At 48.0% G+C, this 16904-nt stretch carries 15 protein-coding genes and 4 tRNA genes; 5 read left to right on the top strand and 14 right to left on the bottom strand.

All coding sequences use genetic code 11. The annotated features are described in order from the left end of the window. The 4 genes from ACZOTW_RS01105 to ACZOTW_RS01090 all read right to left on the bottom strand — a co-directional run. Positions 1-100: GTP-binding protein (locus tag ACZOTW_RS01105; RefSeq protein WP_483997252.1), on the bottom strand; the 100-nt coding region annotated here is incomplete at its 3' end. A 55-nt stretch (positions 101-155) separates the two neighbouring features. Next, positions 156-228: transfer RNA gene (locus ACZOTW_RS01100), tRNA-Thr, on the bottom strand. A gap of 43 nt (positions 229-271) precedes the next feature. Further along, positions 272-344, bottom strand: a tRNA-Thr gene (locus ACZOTW_RS01095). Positions 345-383: 39 nt separating this feature from the next. Further along, positions 384-454: transfer RNA gene (locus tag ACZOTW_RS01090), tRNA-Gly, on the bottom strand. A gap of 343 nt (positions 455-797) precedes the next feature. Between ACZOTW_RS01090 and ACZOTW_RS01085 the strand changes: the two genes are divergently transcribed. Continuing rightward, a tRNA-Cys gene (locus ACZOTW_RS01085) sits at positions 798-869 on the top strand. Between the two features lie 375 nt (positions 870-1244). Here the strand turns inward: ACZOTW_RS01085 and ACZOTW_RS01080 are convergent. The 6 genes from ACZOTW_RS01080 to sppA form a co-directional block, all read right to left on the bottom strand. Next, positions 1245-4448, bottom strand: coding sequence for an efflux RND transporter permease subunit (locus ACZOTW_RS01080; RefSeq protein ID WP_483997251.1), 3204 nt, complete (start codon positions 4446-4448; stop codon positions 1245-1247). A gap of 6 nt (positions 4449-4454) precedes the next feature. After that, on the bottom strand, positions 4455-5363 hold the full coding sequence (locus ACZOTW_RS01075) for an efflux RND transporter periplasmic adaptor subunit (protein ID WP_483997250.1): 909 nt from the start codon (positions 5361-5363) through the stop codon (positions 4455-4457). Then, positions 5347-6723: a TolC family protein gene (locus tag ACZOTW_RS01070; protein ID WP_483997249.1), complete on the bottom strand. Its 1377-nt coding sequence runs from the start codon at positions 6721-6723 to the stop codon at positions 5347-5349. The genes ACZOTW_RS01075 and ACZOTW_RS01070 overlap by 17 nt, the downstream gene beginning before the upstream one ends. Before the next feature lie 5 nt (positions 6724-6728). Beyond that, positions 6729-7385 (bottom strand): TetR/AcrR family transcriptional regulator, encoded by a 657-nt coding sequence (locus ACZOTW_RS01065; protein WP_428039425.1) that lies wholly within the window; start codon positions 7383-7385, stop codon positions 6729-6731. 151 nt (positions 7386-7536) lie between these two features. Next, positions 7537-8100, bottom strand: coding sequence for a hypothetical protein (locus ACZOTW_RS01060; protein WP_428062277.1), 564 nt, complete (start codon positions 8098-8100; stop codon positions 7537-7539). Between the two features lies 1 nt (position 8101). After that, complete coding sequence (sppA, locus tag ACZOTW_RS01055; protein WP_428057381.1) at positions 8102-9232, bottom strand: signal peptide peptidase SppA; 1131 nt, start codon at positions 9230-9232, stop codon at positions 8102-8104. A 98-nt stretch (positions 9233-9330) separates the two neighbouring features. Here sppA and dapA point away from each other — a divergent pair, with 98 nt between their 5' ends. The 4 genes from dapA to ACZOTW_RS01035 are packed head-to-tail and all read left to right on the top strand — an operon-like array spanning position 9331 to position 13188. Then, positions 9331-10218 carry a 4-hydroxy-tetrahydrodipicolinate synthase gene (gene dapA, locus ACZOTW_RS01050; RefSeq protein ID WP_483997248.1) on the top strand — a complete coding sequence of 296 codons (888 nt, stop codon included), beginning with the start codon at positions 9331-9333 and terminating at the stop codon, positions 10216-10218. An 8-nt stretch (positions 10219-10226) separates the two neighbouring features. Then, a complete protein-coding gene (locus tag ACZOTW_RS01045) occupies positions 10227-11105 on the top strand; it encodes an aspartate-semialdehyde dehydrogenase (protein WP_483997247.1) in 879 nt (292 codons plus the stop codon). Then, positions 11102-11776 (top strand): 4-hydroxy-tetrahydrodipicolinate reductase, encoded by a 675-nt coding sequence (locus ACZOTW_RS01040; protein WP_483997246.1) that lies wholly within the window; start codon positions 11102-11104, stop codon positions 11774-11776. The genes ACZOTW_RS01045 and ACZOTW_RS01040 overlap by 4 nt, the downstream gene beginning before the upstream one ends. Next, positions 11773-13188 carry a UDP-N-acetylmuramate--L-alanine ligase gene (locus ACZOTW_RS01035; RefSeq protein ID WP_483997245.1) on the top strand — a complete coding sequence of 472 codons (1416 nt, stop codon included), beginning with the start codon at positions 11773-11775 and terminating at the stop codon, positions 13186-13188. Before ACZOTW_RS01040 ends, ACZOTW_RS01035 begins: the two co-directional genes overlap by 4 nt. Positions 13189-13264: 76 nt before the next feature. On the opposite strand, the gene pth is transcribed toward ACZOTW_RS01035, so the two are convergent. From pth to glmU, 4 genes are read right to left on the bottom strand one after another with little or no spacing between them, the layout of a single operon-like run. Then, positions 13265-13825: an aminoacyl-tRNA hydrolase gene (pth, locus tag ACZOTW_RS01030; RefSeq protein ID WP_483997244.1), complete on the bottom strand. Its 561-nt coding sequence runs from the start codon at positions 13823-13825 to the stop codon at positions 13265-13267. 3 nt (positions 13826-13828) lie between these two features. Beyond that, a complete protein-coding gene (locus ACZOTW_RS01025) occupies positions 13829-14524 on the bottom strand; it encodes a 50S ribosomal protein L25 (RefSeq protein WP_483997243.1) in 696 nt (231 codons plus the stop codon). Positions 14525-14551: 27 nt separating this feature from the next. After that, entirely contained in the window at positions 14552-15496 is a 945-nt protein-coding gene (locus ACZOTW_RS01020; RefSeq protein ID WP_177746706.1) for a ribose-phosphate diphosphokinase, read from the bottom strand. Next, on the bottom strand, positions 15489-16892 hold the full coding sequence (gene glmU, locus ACZOTW_RS01015) for a bifunctional UDP-N-acetylglucosamine diphosphorylase/glucosamine-1-phosphate N-acetyltransferase GlmU (protein WP_177746704.1): 1404 nt from the start codon (positions 16890-16892) through the stop codon (positions 15489-15491). The genes ACZOTW_RS01020 and glmU overlap by 8 nt, the downstream gene beginning before the upstream one ends. Between the last annotated feature and the right edge of the window lie 12 nt (positions 16893-16904).

The following is a 16904-nucleotide window of genomic DNA, read 5'->3' as shown; positions in this document are numbered from 1 at the left end:
TCGTGATTGCCGTCGTGAGCGTCGTCTTACCGTGGTCCACGTGCCCAATCGTACCCACGTTCACGTGCGGTTTGCTGCGGGAAAATTTTTCCTTTGCCATTGTGTTTAGTTCTCCTGTTGTTAATTTTTACTGCTTTGTTTAGTTTGTCAAAACAAGCTGGGAGTGGGAATCGAACCCACGACCTTCTCCTTACCATGGAGATGCTCTACCGACTGAGCTACCCCAGCATTACGTCCTCGCCCGAATTCGGGCGGTACTGCCAAATCTATAAGCTGGGAGTGGGAATCGAACCCACGACCTTCTCCTTACCATGGAGATGCTCTACCGACTGAGCTACCCCAGCATTTATGCTGGCCCTTACAGGCTTTCTGCATCCTTGCCAAGCGGGCGATGGGAATCGAACCCACGTATCAAGCTTGGAAGGCTAGTGTTCTACCATTGAACTACGCCCGCGCAAGGCATTTACTTTATTATATCAAAAAATCTTCAATTACAAAAGGGTTTTGGTCAAAAACCCCGCGAAAAACGGCCCCCAATCGGGAGCCTTTGATTTATTATACAAAAAAGAAATAAATTTCGCAATAGAAAACCCGGCCGCTCGGGCCGGGCTAAAAAGGTGGGAGGCCTTGTCCCCTACAAGAGGCTGTACCCAAAAACGGGCGATGGTGGCACTCCCATATGGCTAGTATAGCGGCAAAGCACAAAAAATCAAGACCCAATTTTATACTTTTATATTTTTCTTCCTAAATTTAAATTTTTTTGCTATAATAATTAGGTCTTACCGATTTGATGTTACGGTGCGGTGGCCAAGTGGTAAGGCGTGAGTCTGCAAAACTCATATTCGCGGGTTCGATTCCCGCCCGCACCTTACGATTTGAACCCTGTGTTGAAAGATAACGCAGGGTTGTTTTTTGCCAAAAAATAGTTTTTCTTTATTACCCTTACTTTTTGTGCCGACAAAAAGTAAGCAAAATTTTCTCTCTTCTTTTTCTCGTGGGAGAAAAAGAACCAAAAAGACCAGCGGGTCGGTGCCCATAAAAGGCAGTAACGGCGGGTATTTTTACAACTCGCCTTAACAGGCTCAAACAAGTAAAAATACTCCTCCGCCTTATACGCCTTTTATAAACGGGCAAGACCCGCTCAACAACAGTCCAAATTATCGGTTTAAATAACATTAATCACTACCATAAGAAAACCCCCGCTTAGGATTGGTAAGCGGAGGTTTGCTGTTTTCCTGTGAGGATTAATCTTCTTCCGGCACTTCGGGCAAAATTTCTGTTTTGCTCTTATCTTCCGGATAAGGAATCCCTTTAAAGGTATAGTTAAACCAATCACCCAGTTCGTCCATCAAAATATAAGTAACCGGGGTCATCAGCAACGTAACGAGCAGCGAGAGCGCCTGCCCGCCTACGATAACAATCGCCAAACTGCGGCGCTGGTCGGCGCCTTCACCGTTGGAGAAAATCATCGGAGCCACACCCATAATCAGTGTAAGCGTCGTCATCAAGATAGGGCGTAAACGGACACGGTTTGCCTGCAAAATAGCATCTGTACGTCCGTAGCCGCGGGCGCGCAGTTGGTTGGTATAATCGGTCTGCAAAATAGCATTTTTACTGACTACACCGATTAACATAAAAATACCCAACAAACTGTACAAGTTAAGCGATTGCCCCGTTAAGAACAAGGAAAGCACAGCAAACGGCAATGTCAGCGGCAAGGAAACAATAATGGCCACCGGGTGCGTGTAACTTTCAAACTGCGCGGCTAGAATCATATATTTAAAGAAAAACGCCAACACGAACGCCAAAAGGAACGACGAGAACATCTTTGTCATTTCTTCCGACATACCCGTTACACCACCCGAATATTCAGCCCCCGCATTTAAGCGGTGGAAGATATCGTTCATAATCGCCAAGGCAGAACGCGTATCAATTCCGTTCAAGTTTGCTTGTACGGTTACTTGGCGCTGGCGGTTATGGCGGTCAATCTGGCTGGGGCCGGTACCTTCTTCAATATAGGCTACGCTGTCCAAACGCTGGATCGTATCTTTGCCGTTTAATTTACCGGGAACCATTAAAGCGGAAATGGCTTCTTTGGTATCGCGGTATTCCTCGGCTACGCGGACACGCACATCATACAGGTCGTCGCCTTCCTTGTATTTAGTAATATCATCTTCGCCGCCTACCATAGTACGCAGAGCAGAGGCAATAGACGTAATCTTAACGCCCAAGTTCTGTGCTTTTTCGCGGTTGATGACTACGCGGTATTCCGGCTTAGACAAGTCTAGCGAAGTGTCCACGTCAATAAAACGCGGGTCCTTGGACAACTGCTGTACCATCGCCTGGCTGTATTCGCTCAACTTATTGATATCCGGACCGGAAATAACAAATTCCAACTCGTACGAACCGGAGGACGGCGTTTCGCTGACTACATAAGAATTGCTTTTCAATCCTTTGTATTTCTTCATCATTTCGCGAATTGCATCCAAATATTCCTTGGTGGTTACGCCGTCGCGTTTATCACGGCTTTCAAACTCCACACGCACATACCCTTTGTTGGAAGGGTTAGAGGACACGAAACTGCTGGAAGACACCCCGGCCGCCACCAAGGTATCCTTGACGTGAGGCAAGCGGCGGATATCCTTTTCAATCTGCTTTAAAATATCCTGCGTATCGGTGTAACTGGTCCCTACCGGGGCTTCAATGCTAACCTGCACTTTACCGCTATCATCCGTAGGCATAAATTCCCCGCCCACGCGCGCCAACATCGGCACCAACAATACCAAGCACAAGCACGCCAGCGAAACCATTATTTTGCGGTGGTGGATAGACCAATCCAAAAGCGGAATATACCAATCCACTAATTTTTTATTTACACCGTCAACAAAGAGGTCCAGTTTTGTTTTCTTTTCCTGCTTTAACATCTTGGCGCAGAGCATAGGCGTCAGCGTCAGGGCCACCACACCGGAAAGAGCAATAGCGAACACTACCGTCATACCGTAACTGTTTACGATACGGCCCACAATACCGCTCATATAAGCCAACGGCAGAAAGATTACCAAAATAGACAGCGTGGTCGCCACTACCGTAGAGGTAATTTCGTGTGAGCCGTCAATAGCCGCCACTTTCGGGCTTTTGCCGTATTTTTCCATATGGCGGAAGATGTTTTCCAACATGACGATAGCGTCGTCAATTACGATACCGACGGCTACCAGCAAGCCCAGAAGCGTCATTGTATCAATCGTAAACCCGGCCATATTCATAAAGATAAATGAGCCGATAATGGAAATCGGCATAGCCAAGAACGAAATAAACGTAGAACGCAAAGAACCCATAAAGAAGAACACCATAATACCGGCTAAAATACCGCCGAGAACCAAGTGTTCCAACACGCTGTGAACAGAGGCTTTAATATTGCCGGACTGGTCCATCATCAAAGAGAGGGATATGTCCGCCGGGAGCGTGGGTTTAATTTTTTCCAACTTATCTTTTACGCCTTGCACAACGGCCAAGGTGTTGGTGCCGGACTGTTTGGTAATTTCCAAGGTTACGGCGCGGCGTTTGTTTAAAAACGTGGATTCGCGTTCGTATTCGCCGGAGTCCTCGGCATAGCCGATATCGGCAATTTTAATGGAAGCACCATTGCGGTTAGCGATAAAAATATCATTAAAGGACGGCACGTCCGGGATACGGCCCAAAATACGCAACGTATATTCCTGGTGCTGCTGTTCCACGCGTCCGCCAGGAATTTCTACGTTTTGGTCGGCCAACGCGGCTGCAACGTCGCTGATAGGCAGGTTTAAAGAAAACAGTTTCAGCGGGTTGACCGTAATATGGATTTCGCGTTCGCGGCCCCCTACAATGTTCACGGCACCTACGCCGCGGATGTTTTCAATGTTTTCTTTTACTTTCTTTTTGGCAATTTCCGTCAGTTCCACAATGTCGCGGTCACCGGATACAACTACGTTCAATACAGCGATGGAGTCCATATCCAACTTTTGCACCACGGGGGCTTCTGTACCGTCCGGGAGTTCGTTTTTAATGAGTTCCACTTTATCACGCACTTCCTGGGCGGCCACGTCGCCGTCTTTATCCATCAAGAACTTAATGCTTACCAAAGAGGCGCCTTCCATACTTTGGGATTTGATTTCATCAATCCCTTCCACCTGGTTGACGGATTCTTCAATAATTTTCGTAACGGAAGTTTCAATTTCTTCCGGGCTGGCACCCGCCAAAGTGGTTTGCACCAGCACATACGGTACGTCCACGTTCGGGAACATACCCACACCCATACCGGAATAGGACATCAACCCGATGACCACAATAGCCAAACACATCATAATAGTGGCTACCGGGCGGCGGATGAAGACGGCGGTAAAACCGCCTTTTTTCATTTTCTCCTTTTCCAGCGCATTGGACGCTTGTAAATTGTTGTTATTTTCAGCCATACTTAATTATTTTTCCAATTCAATTTTGCTGCCGTCTTTCAAACCATAGGTAAACGTAAGCACCTGTTCACCCGCGGAAAGACCTTCGCTCACTTCCAAGTGATTGCTATTGATAAAGCCCGTTTTTACGTTTCTGCGAACGGCGGTTTTGCCGTCGGCGGACGGGACAAACACATACGTTTCGTTCGTTTCTTCGTCCGTGTAAACGCTCTGTTTAGAAACAGAAACGGCGTCCGCTTTTTCAGACAAGGTAATATCCACTTTGGCAAACATACCCGATTTCAACAACCCTTTGGTATTATTGGCATAAAACTCCACGGCTACCGCGCGGCTGGTGGAATCTACCACCGGGCTGATAATCGTCAGTTTGGCTTCAAATTCTTGGCCGGGCAGCGCATCCACGCGCAAGGTGGCGGGCTGGCCTTTATAAATTTCGCCAATATAGCGTTCCGGGATATCCACCGCTACACGCACTTTTTCCTGGTTGACTACTAATGCTACCGGCGTGGAAACCGTTACGTTGGCACCCGGGTCCAAATATACGCGGCCGACTACACCCGTAATGGTGGACGGCACGACTACCGGCTCGTACACGGCACCCACTTCGTCGCGCTCAATTAAAGAGACCGTTTGGTTCTTTTTGACCGCGTCTCCCTCGCGCAATACGTTTTTAAGCAACTTGCCGCTTACGCGCGGGAAAAGCGTGGCTTCTTCCAACGCCTTGATACTGCCGGACATAAGCAGTTCGTGCTTTAACGTGCGTTTTTGTACAGTTTCCTGTTTTACCAAGAAAACGTCCTTAGCCACACCGTCTAACGGGCCTGATGTTTTAGGCTTAAAAATGGCCGCCAAGGCCAAAATAAAAGCTAGGGCTACTACCCCCCATATAATTCTTCTTTTAGTTCTTTTTTTCATACAAATTTACCTCTACACCTACGGCGAATTTTAAATCGGAAAGGGCAATCGCCCCATCATACACAGCCTGTACATATTGCAAGTCGGAATCGTTTACGTTGGAAATAGCGTCGTTGACTTCCAACTGGCTCGTAAGCCCTGCGCGGTACCGTTTCATTTGAGAATTCAAATTTTCCCGGGCCTGTTCCACTACGCCTTTGGTGGCCTCAATGCGGGAGCGGGCTTCTTCCAGGTTCAGCCACGCTTCTTTTACTTGGATACGCACGTTCTTCATTTTGTTTTGGTACGCAGCCACCGCCTGTTCGTAAGCCAATTCCTTTTGCGCCACTTGCGAGGATACTTTAAACCCTTCAAACAACGGAACGCTCAATGATACTCCGGCAGAACTGGACCAATAATAATCTTGTTTATGCTGCGGAAACCCGTTATCGGTTACGCCGTTATAGGTATAATTCCCGTTTAAGGAAAGCACCGGCATATGGCCCGCGCGGGCAATCTTTATGTTGTAATGCGCCGCATCAACGGCTAATTTGGAAAGTTTTAATTCGGGGCGTTTTTCCATTGCCAAATTATATAACTCATCCAAAGACGGCGTTTGCGGCAGTTCCAAATCTTTTTGTGTCCAGGTTAAATAAATGCGGTCTTCCGGGTCACGGTTTAAAATTTGGCGCAAATACAAATTGCCCAGTTCAAAGTTCTTTTGTGCCTGCAAAACCGTAGGTTCAATATTTTCCACCTTTACCTTTTGGGTCAGCACATCCAAACTGCTGGCAAGGCCCTGTTTGTATTTGGCTTGGGCTTCGTCTAAATGTTGTTTAGCAATATCCAAATACTCCTCTTGCACGCGGATTAAAGCGGCGGCATAAATAATGTCATAACAGAATCCCACCACCTGCTTGGTAACAACATCTTGCACGTGGCGCAAGTTAAAAAGGCCCTGTTCTGCGCCCACCTTTGCCAGGTTGACCGAGTTGCGGATTTGACCGCCGGACCACAAAACATAAGAGGCGTTCAGCCCGGCTTGGTATGTATTATTTTGGCCGATTTCAATGCTTTGGGTGCCCATAATAATCTTGCCCTTTTTAAGAGCACGGCTATACGAACCGTCCAACGACAAAGACGGATAGTAACCGGAACGCGACTGCGAAAGTTGCTGTTCATAGATTTCCTTCGTCTTTTGTGCATCAATGATTTGGTAACTGTCCGAGAGTGCCATCCGAATTGCATCGGAAATGGTAATTTTCTCCCCCCCTACCTCTTCACGTTCGGCAAACAAATTGTTTGCCGCTTTGCCCGGAGCAGCCCCCAGGCACGCAGGCGCATATGCTGCCATAAGCGCGAGTAATACCCATTTTTTCATATGTTTTATTTTGTTTCCTTATAGTATGCTTGAATACCAAGTAAAATGATTTTGACTAACCGTTCTACGGTTTGCCGGTCAAAGGATCCTCCGCGGTACGCGGCGGGATTGACGTGCTGCGTAAGATACGCGCTAAACATAATTTCCGCCGAAATGCCCGAGGCCAGACGGATAATATCCATCACGCTGCCTGGCGGGAGTTTGCCTTTTTGTTCTTCCCGCTTTAAAGCGTTGGCCAACATATCCTGCACGCAAGGTTTTTCTTTCGGCGGGAGTTTTTTGGGGTCCACATCCAAGGTGTAAGAAATCATCTGCAAAACAAACTTAGAGTGAACCGGGTCCTTGGTAAAAAAATCCAAGTGGGATTTTAACCCTTCGTTTAGTATTTCCGCCGGACCGCTGGCGTGTTCGGACACGCGGTCCAACAGTTGACTAAACAGTTGTTCGTGTTCTTCAATAATACTGCGGCACAAATCTTCTTTATTTTTAAAATAATAATAAAGGACAGGCTTGGTTACATTTACTTTTTCGGCAATTTCGCGCATAGACACTTTGTCCAAACCCTTTTCTGCCATTAAGTGAAACGCCGCCTTTTTAATAGCCGCCCGCATATGATTTTCACGTTCGGATTTATCTGTTTTTTCGGTTTCTTGTTTTTTCATATAATTCAAATAATTTTACTTACCGGTCGGTAATATTTTACCAAATAATGATAATCCCTGTACATATGTAAACACAGGCAAGGCCTAAAATATTTCATATAAAATAACAACGCCCCGGCAAAAACCGGGGCGAACGCAACAAATATCCTTTTTAAAACAGCAGGGCAACGCCCCACACAAAAAACACGCCGAGCAAAACCACCGCCACCAACGCGGGGACAAAGCCGAACAGCCAAGCCGTCAACGCTTGGGCCGCGCTGACTCCGCACAGCCGCATTAATGAGCGCGTTAAATAGCCCAGTTGAAGCCCCAAGACCAGAAGCAGAGCAAACGGAGCGAGCAAGCCAAGCCCGGCGCCGGGCCAAGCGGCGGAAATCAGGGCAAAAGCCACGAGTAAGCCTTTAATAAATCCGGCAGAACCAATCAGCACAAACAACTCGGCAGGAGAGGATTTGATATGTTTAAAATCCAAAAATAACCCGCACAGAGACGCAATAAAATAACCCGCTGTCAGTTCGGCAATAAACACCACAAATAATTTTAACAGCAAGGTTACCGGGCTGATACCGTCGCCTATATTAAAGAACAGCACCCACCCCAGCGTGGCCGCAAAATAACCCATACACGCGCGGGAAAGAGAGCGCTCCGCAACCAGTTGCGTAATCGCGCCGGAGGGGTCGTCCATATACTTAAAATACGATTTAAGTAAATTCATATTAGTTCACCCACAAATAGGATACGCTCGGTGTCGCCAGCGTTTGCAACTGTTTGGCAAGTGTTTGGTTTTCCATAGACGAACCGAACGAGAAAATCAGTTCCCGCAATCCGTCCGGGCGGGAAGCAATCACCTTAGGGTCTTTTATCCCGGCCAGTTCGCCCGCCAACAAACGGGCCTCTTCCTCGCCGCCCAATTTATCCACAAAGCCCAATTTATACGCACGCTGGCCTGTAAATACGCGCCCGTCGGTATATTCGGCCAAATCTTCGGGTTTTACATTGGGCCGCCCTGCTTTTACAGCCGCAAAAAACTGCGTATAAGTATCGTTTACCATATCCTGCAAAATGGCTTTTTCGGCATCACTCATCGGGCGGAAAGCGGACCCCATATCCTTATATTTGCCGGAGGTAATCGGGGTAACTTTTACGCCGATTTTATCAAACAAACCTTCTACATTGCTCGTTTGCATAATCACTCCCACCGAACCGGTAATCGTGCCGGGTTCCGCCACGATTTTATCCGCCGCCATAGCAATATAAAAGCCGCCGCTTGCCGCCACATCCCGGAACAAGGCTACAACTTTCTTTTTCTCTTTGGCTTTTAAAATTTCGCTGTAAATATTTTGAACGGAAGCCACCGTTCCGCCGGGAGAATTGATATCCAGCACAATGGCTTGGACGTTTTCATCGCGCCCCGCTTCGCGGATTTTTTTAGCAATAGACGATGCCCCGGACGGACGGGAAAACGCAGAGGAATTATTATCCTGCGCAATCACACCGCGGACCTTAATCCAAGCAATACCCTTTTCCCCTTTGGACCGTACAAATGCCGCCGCCAGTTTGGAAGTGTTATCCTCCTTCTCGGCCGTTTTGGCTGGAGCACATTTAGCCACAGGCTTAACCGTTAAATACACCCCGCATACCGCAGAAACGGCAAAAACGGCCAGCAACAGCGCGGCCCAAATGCCGTGTACGGCGTGTTTGTCTGCGGGCTTTTTTTCGTTAGGGTCTTGCGGGAGCGGAAACTCCGTGAAGGCCGTTTTTTCGTTTTCTAACAACTTCTTTTCCCACTCTTCTTTGGGAAGGCTGATATCCGTATTGGTTTGGTTTGTTTTATCGTTTTCTGGCATAAAATATCCTTTCATTAAAATTGTTACTTAATTATACAAATTAAATTGCTAAAATATGGGCAGTTCTTCTTGCGCGCAAAACATATTCAGGAGGCGTTATGTTTACCGGAGTTTACACCGCACTTGCCACCCCTTTTACGAAGCAGGGCCAAGTGGATTATCCCGTTTTAGAGCGTTTAATTCAGGCGCAACTGGCCGCCCGGATAGAAGGCTTTGTATTGTTAGGCACTACCGCCGAAGCCGCTACTTTGTCAGCCGAGGAAAAGACCGAAATTTTACGTTTTTGTACCCCGCGTATAAAAGGCCGCGCCAAAATAATTATCGGCACAGGCACGAACGATACCGCTTCTACTGTACAAAACACCCGTGCCGCACTTGCGTTTGACCCGGACGGGGTTTTAATCGTTACGCCTTATTATAATAAACCCAATCCAAACGGGCTGGTTGCCCATTATAAACAAGCGGCGGCGTTGGGAGTGCCGGTTATTTTATACCATATTCCCGGAAGAACAGGTTTAAAACTTTCTGCCGAAACATTGGACAGATTACTAAATGAAGTGCCGCAAATTGCAGGGGTAAAAGAATCCGATTATGATATGGCGCACGTTACCGATACCGCCGTAAAATATAGCAGCAAGTTAAGTTATCTGTGTGGAAACGACGATTTATTCCCGCAGCATCTGGCACTTAACTCCTCCGGCATTATCAGCGCGGCGGCCAATGTGTTTGCTCCTGCTTTTGTACAAATTTATAAACTTTTTCAAGAGGGCCGTACAAAAGAGTCTTTTGCCTTGTTTGCACAACTTTATCCGCTTATAAAGGCCTGCTATTTGGAAACGAATCCCACTTGCGTAAAGTATATGCTTTCCAAAATCGGATTCGGCACGGAAGCCGTGCGCTTGCCGCTGGGAGAAATATCCACAGAAAACAAGCAAAAGATAGACCGTTTATTGCAAACGGCAGATAACAATTTATTTATTAAATAAGGAATTTTATGAAAACCGTTGGAATTATCGGCATTAACGGGATGGTGGGGCAGAATATGCTCCGCGAACTCAAAAAACTTAAAACACCCGTTGAAATTAAAACCTTTGGGCGCGAGGACGAAATCACACCCCTGGATGTTGCTATCTTATGCACGGACAACCCTGTCAGCGCAAAATTGGCACCCCGCATAAAGGACCGCGTAAAATACATTGTGGATATGTCGTCCGAGTTCCGTATGACACCAGGAGTACCGCTTGTTATTCCGGAAATTAACCCGCAGGACATTACGGCTGCTACCCGCTTAATCGCAAGCCCTAACTGTACAACTACCGGGCTTGTAATGAGTTTGGCCCCGCTTAAACCGTTTTATCATTTTGAGGAAGTTTTTTTCTGCTCTTACCAGGCCATCAGCGGCGGGGGCAAAAAACTGTTGGACGATTTTCACACTCCCGGGTCCTATTACGAAAACAACTGCGTGCCGCTTATCGGCTCGGTGCAACCCAACGGCCACACCGCCGAGGAATTAAAGGGCTTGTACGAATCACGCAAAATTTTAGGGCTTCCGGGCTTAAAAGTATATTGCCACACGGTGCGCGTATCGGTGGAAAATTCCCACTCGTTAGGCGTTACCGTAAAAACCAAGGAGCCGTTTGACTTGGCCCAGGTAAAGCAACAGTGGAACGCCTTTCCGAATTTATCATACAGCGAAAGCGTAGTTACCCCCAAAGAAGCCAGCGGACAAGAAAACACTTACATCTGCCGCCTGCGCCAAGATGTAGAAGAACCAAATGTAATTCATTATTTTGTAACCTTTGATAATTTATTAAAGGGGGCCGCGATGAACGGCCGCCAAATTGCAGAACTGTTATTGGAGCGTTTTGTATGAAGAAAGTTTTATTAAACGGCGCGGAAGGGAAAATGGGCAAAGCCATTACGCGCTTAATTGAAACCAACCCCCAATGGGGACTCTCCGTAGCCGTTAAGCGCGAAAGCGGACAAAAGGTTATCGGCGATTTTGATATTGTGATTGATTTTTCCACCCCGCAGGGCGCGCAGGAAGCCTTTACTATTGCGCATAAGCACCGCCGGCCTTTTTTAACAGGCACCACAAATTTGCCCGAAACTTTTTTATTCCAAATGCAGGAAGAAGAAAAAATACCTGTTTTTTATGCCCCAAACGTCAGTTTAAGCGTTTATTTCTTTACCGAACTGGTACGCTTGGCAGGCAAAATGTTTCCGCAATATTCGGCCGCCCTGCACGAAATACACCATATCCATAAAAAAGATGCTCCTAGCGGCACAGCCAAAACTTTGGCCGACGGAATCGGCCTGCCATATGAGGCCGTTACTTACGAACGGATTGGCGAAACGGTGGGCACGCACACGGCTAAGTTTGTTTCCCCCTTTGATGAAATTACGCTCACGCACGAGGCCAAAAACCGGGACTTGTTTGCCGAATCGGCTATACAGGTAGCCCTGTGGCTGATGAAGCGCGAGAGCGGGTTTTACACAATGTCGGACTATGCAAAATTTAAATTGAAGGAAAAACGCAAATGAAAATTCACTTCGTAGGTATTGGCGGTGTAGGGATGAGCGCACTGGCGCAACTGCACGCTATGGGCAAGGACCAGGTAACCGGGTCCGACCGTTTAATCAGCAAAGGTTATACCGATATGGCCTTATGGGAATATCTTAAAAAATTGGGCATACAACTCTTTCCGCAAGACGGCAGCGGCATTGACCACAAAACCGATTTGGTTATTTTGTCCTCGGCCATTGAGGAAACCAACCCCGAAATTATCAAAGCCAAAGCCCTGGGCATTCCCACTATGCACCGTTCGGAACTATTGGCCAAACACGTGGCGGAACACCGCACGATTGCCGTTTCCGGCACTAGCGGCAAAAGCACCACGACCGCTATGGTTTACGACATTTTGGCTTTTGCAGGATTAAGCCCGTCCGTTATTACGGGGGCATCTATTTTGTCTTTGCAAAAAGAACAGGGCGTTTTCGGCAACGTATATAAGGGAAATAGCGATATTTTGGTTATTGAAGCCGACGAAAGCGACGGCTCTATTGTCAAATACCATCCCCATTTGGGCCTTTGCTTAAATCTGCAAAAAGACCATAAAGAAATCAATATTTTACAAGGATATTTTAAAGAGTTTATCTCCCATTGTAAAACGGCTATTATTAATGCCGAAGAAGAAAACCTGCGCGTGCTGGCCCCCCAAGCCAAAACCTTCGGGCTTTCTCTGGGCGACGTACACCCGAGCGAAATCAAGGCGGACGGATTCGGCTCGGATTTTACGATTCAAGACCAACCCTTCCGCCTGCATATTCCGGGGCTTCACAATGTATGCAACGCCACTGCGGCAGTAGCCGTAGCCCTGCAAATGGGGGTAGATTTGGAAACCTGTGCCAAGGCATTAAACAAATTTACCGGAATTGCCCGCCGCTTTGCCAGTGTAGGCAGTTACAACAAAATTGAGGTAATAGATGATTTTGCCCACAACCCGCACAAACTGGCAGCCACCATTGAAGCGGCCCACTTGCGCGGCAAACGCGTGCTGGCCTTTTACCAGCCCCACGCATTTACTTCTATCAAAATGCTGGCAGCGGACTTTGTGGACAGTTTTGCTAACCATATCGGCCCCAATGACCACCTGTGGCTGACCGAGGTGTATTATCCGGGCGGAACGGTTCCGCAAGGGATTTCCTGCCGGACGATTTTTGAGGGCTTAAAGGCGCGCGGCACAAACGTAAGTTACGACGACTGCCGCGAACGCATTTTGCAAGAAATGGCCGGCGCGGCCCAGCCGGGGGATATCTTGCTGGTTTTGGGTGCGCGCGACCCCACTTTAACAGATTTTGCCCGCAAATTGTTGGCTTCTTTAAAAGACCGCCAGCCGGCAGAGCCGTGCAAAACCTGTATGCTGGGCAACTGTTGTATGGCCTACACCAAATAACCTTGCCGTAATATATGAAACACCGCCCCGGAGTGAAAAATACTCCGGGGCGGTGTTTTATCTAAACAAATTTATATTAATTAAAGCGGTTCATCGCCTTTTCTATGCCGTCTTTTAAAAACACTTCCAGTGCTTCCACCGCGCGGTTAAGCGATTCTTCCAATAAAGGCACATCTGCTTTGGGAAAATTAGACAGTACAAAATTGGCCAAATCAAACTTTTCGGGTTTTGGCCCAATACCCACGCGCAGACGGGCAATTTCCTGCGTACCCAACTGCTCAATCACGCTCTTCATACCCTTTTGTCCGCCCGCAGAGCCATTTTTGCGGATACGCAATTTGCCCACATTGAGCGATACATCATCAAAGCAAACCAGACAATTTTGCGGCGGAATTTTATAGAACCGGGCCAGGCTGGATACAGCCCGACCCGATTCGTTCATATAAGTGGATGGTTTGATGAGAAAGACATCACACCCGGCCACAAAGATCTTGGCATACACTCCCAGGTTTTGCCAGGCTTTCCACTCGGCCCCCCATTGGCGCGCAGCGTGGTCCAACACCATAAATCCGGCGTTGTGCCGCGTATGCTCGTATTGGGTTCCGGGGTTGCCCAGCCCAGCCAGGAGATATTGCATAGGTTATTTCTTCGCAGCGTCCTTGGCAGGGGCGGCGGCAGCGTTCTTGGTGAGGTTGCCTTCTTCGTCCTTTTTGCCTTTGGTAGAAGAACTTTCCGGCTGCGCAGCAGCGGCATCAGCCGCGGCAGGAGCAGGGGCGTCTTCTTCTTTCGGAATCATCAAGTGTACGACCGGGGCTCCCGGATCGGTCAAAAGTTCAACGCCTTCCGGCAATTTCACTTCGCCCGCGACAATACCTTTGTTGATGGTCATCGGCGTAATATCAAGCACAATTTCGTGCGGGATAGCGCTTACCAGGGCGCGGACTTCAATTTCGCGCATAATGTGTTCAATGATAGCACCATAGTTGGCCACATCGGCAGGCGTACCTTCCAGTTTGAGCGGAACGATAACGTCCATTTTGTCCTTCATACTAACGCGCTGAAAATCGGCGTGAATCGGGTTGTCGGTTACAGCGTGGTATTGGATTTCTTTTACCAGGGCAAGTTCGTTATCTTTGCCCAAGGCAATTTCTACCAGCGTGTTTTTACCGGCTTTAACGATTTTATCCAAATCTTTTACGGTTACGGTTACGCTAACAGGTTCTTTATGACCGCCGTAGATTACGGCCGGTACTTTCTTTTCGGCTCTGATTTTAGAAAGAGCCCCTTTGACACCGATACCTTCGCGGGATTCGGCAGCAATATTTACTTTTTCCATTTGTTTCCTCCAAAGTATTTACAAAATTTAGTTAAACATATCGCTGATAGAGCGGCCATCGTGGTTGCGTTTAATGGCGTCCGCCAGCAAGTACGAAACGGACAGCACGTCCACTTTCGGGCCCAGGTCGCGGATAGGCAGCGAATCGGAAATGATTAATTTTTTAATATCGGACTTGTTAATCTTTTCCATGGCATTGCGCGAGAGCAACCCGTGCGTGCAGACGGCGTAAATTTCACGCGCGCCGCGTTCTTTGATTTTTTGGGCTACGGTGGTCAGCGTGCCGGCCGTATCCACGATATCGTCAAAAATAATCGCCACTTTGTCTTTTACATCACCGATAACGTTATAAACCACGGCTTCGTTCGGTTTCGGGCGGCGTTTATCAATAATCACTAGCCCCGCGTCCATACGGGCGGCAAATTTACGGGCGCGTTCCACACCGCCCACGTCGGGGGAGATAACCACGATATCTTTTTTATCAAAATCTTTAAAATAATCCAAAAATACTTTGCGGGCGCGCAGGTGGTCCACCGGGATATCAAAGAACCCCTGAATTTGACCCGCGTGCAAATCTACCGTCATAATGCGGTCCGCCCCGGCCGTAGTAATTAAGTTGGAGGCCAGTTTGGCCGTAATCGGCACACGGGGAGAGGCCTTGCGGTCTGCACGCGCATAACCGAAATAGGGGAGCACCGCTGTAATTTTCCCTGCACTGGCGCGTTTGAACGCGTCAATCATAATGAGAAGTTCCATCAAGTTTTCGTTGACGGGCGGGCAGGTGGGCTGAATAATATAGCAATCGTGCGCGCGCACACTTTCCAAAATCTGCACGTCAATTTCGCCGTCGGCAAAACGCTCCACGCGCAACTTTCCCATCTCCATATTCAGGTGATTGCAAATCTTTTGAGCCAGGGCAATGTTGGAATTGCCGGAGAAGATTCTCAAATCGCCGTTTACGCTTTTAGTCATTTTTTTTGATACCTTTGTTTTCTAGAACGACCTGGCGCGAGCGGGCAATAGCCAATGATTCCGCCGGAACCTCTTTGGTTATGGTTGAACCCGCGCCGATTTTTGTATATTCGTGCACCGTTACAGGCGCTACAAAATTTACATTGGACCCCACAAAAGCGTGGTCCCCGATGACGGTTTGGTGTTTGTTTTTCCCGTCGTAATTGCAGGTAATGGTTCCCGCACCAATATTAACACCCGCGCCCATTTGGGTATCGCCAATGTAACTTAAATGGTTGACCTTGGACCCTTCCCCAATAACAGATTTCTTAATTTCCGAAAAATTGCCAACCTTCGCACCTTTCTTTAACACGGATTTCGGGCGCAGGTGGGCATAAGGCCCCAACTGGCATTCTTCGGCCACTTCGGACTCCTCAATATACGTTCCCATTTTAAGGGTTACGTTATCACCAATAATGGAATCTTTAATATAGACGTTGCCCTCAATCGTGCAATTTTTGCCGATAACCGTTTTGCCGCAAATATAGCAGCCGGGGCAAATGAACGTATCCACACCGATTTTTACGCCCGGATCAATAAACACCTCGTGCGGGCGGACCAGGGTTACACCTTCGTCCATTAACTCGCTGGCTACGCGGTCGCGCATAATCTGCTCGGCCTCGGCCAGTTGCGCCTTACTATTCACGCCAAGGGCTTCGCGGTAGTCCGGCCCGGCAAATACCAAGACGGGCTTTTGCATTTCTTTAATCAAAGCCAAGGTGTCGGTTAAATAATATTCCTGTTTCGGCCCTTGCGGAGTTAACTGGATAAGCGCGGCTTGTAAGGCTTTGGAATTAAAAACATACATACCGCTGTTGATTTCGGAAATCTTTTTGGTGTCCTCGTCGGCGTCGGTTTCTTCTACAATTTTTTCAAACGCGCCGTCCTCCGCGCGGATAATGCGCCCGTATCCCGTAGGATTTGGTACATTTACGCCCAAAACCAACGCTCCCATTTCGCCGCCTTCAAACACATCTGCCATATGGGCAAGCGTTTTGGCTTTCAAAAGCGGAGTATCACCGTTTAACACCATTATCGTTTCAAATTTTTGCAAGAGAGGCACCGCGGCTTTTACAGCGGAAGCAGAGCCGGATAAATCCGTCTGCGGGATAAACACTACCGGGGCAGTAATGCCCCAATCGGTCAGCCCGGCCTTAACAGCCGAAACAACTTCGTCAGCCCCGTGGCCGACTACAATGCCGATAGCGGCGGGACCCAATTCCTGGGCCGCCTTTAAAATATGTGCAAGTATCGGGATTCCGCAAACCAGGTGAAGCGGTTTGGGAAGAGGAGATTTCATCCGGGTGCCCTTTCCGGCCGCCAAGATGAGTACACACAGATTTTTTTTGGCTACCATTTTGTTTAACTC

The sequence above is a fragment of the Candidatus Avelusimicrobium sp. genome (assembly GCF_056976295.1).
This window is presented reverse-complemented; position numbering and strand designations above follow the sequence as displayed.

Bases quoted from the DNA above. Each gene is read 5' to 3' on its own strand.
- ACZOTW_RS01080 (WP_483997251.1), bottom strand. From the start codon at position 4,448: ATGGCTGAAAATAACAACAATTTACAAGCGTCCAATGCGCTGGAAAAG.
- ACZOTW_RS01075 (WP_483997250.1), bottom strand. From the start codon at position 5,363: ATGAAAAAAAGAACTAAAAGAAGAATTATATGGGGGGTAGTAGCCCTA.
- ACZOTW_RS01070 (WP_483997249.1), bottom strand. From the start codon at position 6,723: ATGAAAAAATGGGTATTACTCGCGCTTATGGCAGCATATGCGCCTGCG.
- ACZOTW_RS01065 (WP_428039425.1), bottom strand. From the start codon at position 7,385: ATGAAAAAACAAGAAACCGAAAAAACAGATAAATCCGAACGTGAAAAT.
- ACZOTW_RS01060 (WP_428062277.1), bottom strand. From the start codon at position 8,100: ATGAATTTACTTAAATCGTATTTTAAGTATATGGACGACCCCTCCGGC.
- sppA (WP_428057381.1), bottom strand. From the start codon at position 9,232: ATGCCAGAAAACGATAAAACAAACCAAACCAATACGGATATCAGCCTT.
- dapA (WP_483997248.1), top strand. From the start codon at position 9,331: ATGTTTACCGGAGTTTACACCGCACTTGCCACCCCTTTTACGAAGCAG.
- ACZOTW_RS01045 (WP_483997247.1), top strand. From the start codon at position 10,227: ATGAAAACCGTTGGAATTATCGGCATTAACGGGATGGTGGGGCAGAAT.
- ACZOTW_RS01040 (WP_483997246.1), top strand. From the start codon at position 11,102: ATGAAGAAAGTTTTATTAAACGGCGCGGAAGGGAAAATGGGCAAAGCC.
- ACZOTW_RS01035 (WP_483997245.1), top strand. From the start codon at position 11,773: ATGAAAATTCACTTCGTAGGTATTGGCGGTGTAGGGATGAGCGCACTG.
- pth (WP_483997244.1), bottom strand. From the start codon at position 13,825: ATGCAATATCTCCTGGCTGGGCTGGGCAACCCCGGAACCCAATACGAG.
- ACZOTW_RS01025 (WP_483997243.1), bottom strand. From the start codon at position 14,524: ATGGAAAAAGTAAATATTGCTGCCGAATCCCGCGAAGGTATCGGTGTC.
- ACZOTW_RS01020 (WP_177746706.1), bottom strand. From the start codon at position 15,496: ATGACTAAAAGCGTAAACGGCGATTTGAGAATCTTCTCCGGCAATTCC.
- glmU (WP_177746704.1), bottom strand. From the start codon at position 16,892: ATGGTAGCCAAAAAAAATCTGTGTGTACTCATCTTGGCGGCCGGAAAG.